The following is a 2,460-nucleotide window of genomic DNA, read 5'->3' on the forward strand; positions in this document are numbered from 1 at the left end:
AGTCGATCGCCCGCACAGTCAAACAAATCTCATCACCAAGGATTGCCAATCATTCTAAAAGCCGACCAATAATAAGGATGAGAAAAATTCCGAGTAGCGCTGTTTGCCAATTCCGCAGGTAGCGGCACATTACCAACAGAAGTCCGCAACATTCGCCCTTCAATCCGCACCTCTTGGCGCAACATCGCTAACTGCGCCTGACGCAGGGCTTCTGTTTTAATCGGAGCAGTTTTCAACTGGCCGTAAAACTCCGCCATCAATCCCAAACTGCCTTCGTCGCTGACATACCAAAGAGTCGCCAAAGCCGATTTAACTCCTGCTTGCACGGCTAAACCGCCAAAGCCCAACTCTGCCTGCCGATCGCCCACAGCAGTCCTGCAAGCGCTCAAAACCAACAGCTCAACCTGCGGGCTGCCCCATCCCATTTGGCGCAACTGATCCAAACGCAATTTACTATCCCACAATTGAATAAACGATTGACTGGGCTCTCCCGATTTAAATTCGGCGTGAGTAGCCAAATGAATCATCCCAAAAGGGTACTGCTGGCGCTGCGATTGCAAATTTGCCAGAGTGAAAGCTTGGTTCAAGAAAGACTTCCCGGGCCACTCCTGCGGGGTGATTGTCGATACTTCTATTTCCACCGCAGGTAAAGGAGTCATGTCTGGAAATTGCGACGCCCCCATGGCCAGAACTTGGGTATTTTTGAAATTGGCGGGGCTGGTATCTGTCAAACTCAAACTCGGCATCGAGCCGACGCTGTAACGCTCGATCAGAAAGCCTTTACCGTCGTGGAGGGCGGCCATGGGAATCGATCGCAACCCCATATCCGAGATAAAAGATAAATTCTGAATGCCTCTAGCTTGCAACTCTGCTTCGAGCGGCGCTACCATCCACTGGTAGAGCTGCTGGGCCAACGGCAAATAACTTGTAGTATTGCGCTTTACCGGATTAGTCAGTTCGTTGCGAAATTTCCGAACAGCTTCCATTACCTGGGCGCGAGAGGTTCCTGAGACGCGCAGGCGAACGGGCACGCCTTCGGGAGTGACTACCATGAGTTCCAGTTCGTCAGAGCCTTGAATTTGCTGTTCTACACGCAACAGAGGCGAGCTGTTATAAGGTCGATCGAGTGTTGAACCTTTGGGTGAAAAACTCATATAAACGAGAGCTGGTTTGATACCTGTGGCTTGTTGGACGCTGCGAAGAGTATTTTGGGTATCTTCTAAAGTGGCGATCGTATTTGTGGGTAGCAAACCTAGATAATCAACAAACTCACTGGTAAATCTGTTTTCTACCGGAAAAACCAGGCCGTTAGAGTTGCTTGGTAAGTTGGAAGTCTGAATATTCGGGGATAGCGGAGGTGAATTGCGCTGTTGCAACGAATTAGATATCTGGTTTTGCTGTTGCAAGCTGGCGGAAAATAAAGAATTTGTGCCCGGCCGCCTGCTAACAGGGAGCGCCGGTGCGAGTTCTGCTGTGGGTATGGGTGCGAGGTAGATTGGGGCTGGTGCAGGGACAATTTGAGTAATTGTCGGCGCGGGATTTTGAACAATTATCGGTGCTGGCGCTGGTGGCAAATTCAAGACCGGCGCGGGATTTTGAACAATTATCGGTGCTGGCGCTGGCGCTGGCGCTGGTGGCAAATTCAAGACCGGCGCGGGATTTTCCACGATTATCGGTGCTGGCGCTGGCGCTGGCGCTGGCGGCAAATTCAAGACCGGTGCCGGATTTTCCACGATTATCGGTGCTGGCGCTGGCGCTGGCGCTGGTGGCAAATTCAAGACCGGTGCCGGATTTTGAACGATTGTTGGTGCTGGCGCTGGAGCTGGCGCTGGTGGCAAATTCAAGACCGGCGCGGGATTTTGAACGATTATCGGTGCTGGCGCTGGTGCTGGCGCTGGCGGCAAATTCAAGACCGGCGCCGGATTTTGAACAATTATCGGTGCTGGCGCTGGAGCTGGCGCTGGAGCTGGTGGCAAATTCAAGACCGGTGCCGGATTTTCCACGATTATCGGCGCAGGTGCTGGAGCTGGCGCTGGAGCTGGCGGCAAATTCAAGACCGGTGCCGGATTTTCCACGATTGTTGGTGCTGGCGCTGGCGACAAATTGAAGACCGGTGCTGGCGTCGGGGTTAATGCGGGAGTTGGTGCTGGTGCTGGTGCGGGAGTTGGTGCTGGTGCTGGTGCTGGTGCGGGAGTTGGTGCTGGTGCTGGTGCTGGTGCTGGTGCGGGAGTTGGTGCTGGTGCTGGTGTTGGGCGGGGTGTCGATATCGGTGTTGGGCGGGGTGTCGATATCGGTGTCGATATCGGTGTTGGCGCTGGTGTCGATATCGGTGTTGGCGCGGGTGTTGGCGCGGGTGTTGGTGCTGGTGCGGGTGCTGGTGCGGGTGTTGGTGCGGGTGTTGGTGCTGGTGCGGGTGTTGGTGCGGGTGTTGGTGCGGGTGTTGGTGCGGGTGTTGGTGCG

Annotated in this window: 3 protein-coding genes; 2 read left to right on the top strand and 1 reads right to left on the bottom strand. The window is 54.6% G+C overall.

Annotated features, from left to right (window positions below; all coding sequences use genetic code 11):
- Positions 1-32: 32 nt before the first annotated feature.
- A complete protein-coding gene (locus tag QT974_RS22575; RefSeq protein ID WP_333470661.1) occupies positions 33-1,574 on the bottom strand; it encodes a CHAT domain-containing protein in 1,542 nt (513 codons plus the stop codon).
- On the opposite strand from QT974_RS22575, the gene QT974_RS22580 reads away from it, so the two are divergent.
- On the top strand, positions 1,556-2,107 hold the full coding sequence (locus QT974_RS22580) for a hypothetical protein (protein WP_333470662.1): 552 nt from the start codon (positions 1,556-1,558) through the stop codon (positions 2,105-2,107). The genes QT974_RS22575 and QT974_RS22580 overlap by 19 nt on opposite strands.
- Positions 2,104-2,460, top strand: a 357-nt coding sequence (locus tag QT974_RS22585; protein ID WP_333470663.1) for a hypothetical protein, incomplete at its 3' end; no start/stop codon positions are given. The genes QT974_RS22580 and QT974_RS22585, both read left to right, overlap by 4 nt.

Source organism: Microcoleus sp. BM001215392, assembly GCF_036700185.1.
Taxonomy (GTDB): Bacteria; Cyanobacteriota; Cyanobacteriia; order Cyanobacteriales; family Microcoleaceae; genus Microcoleus.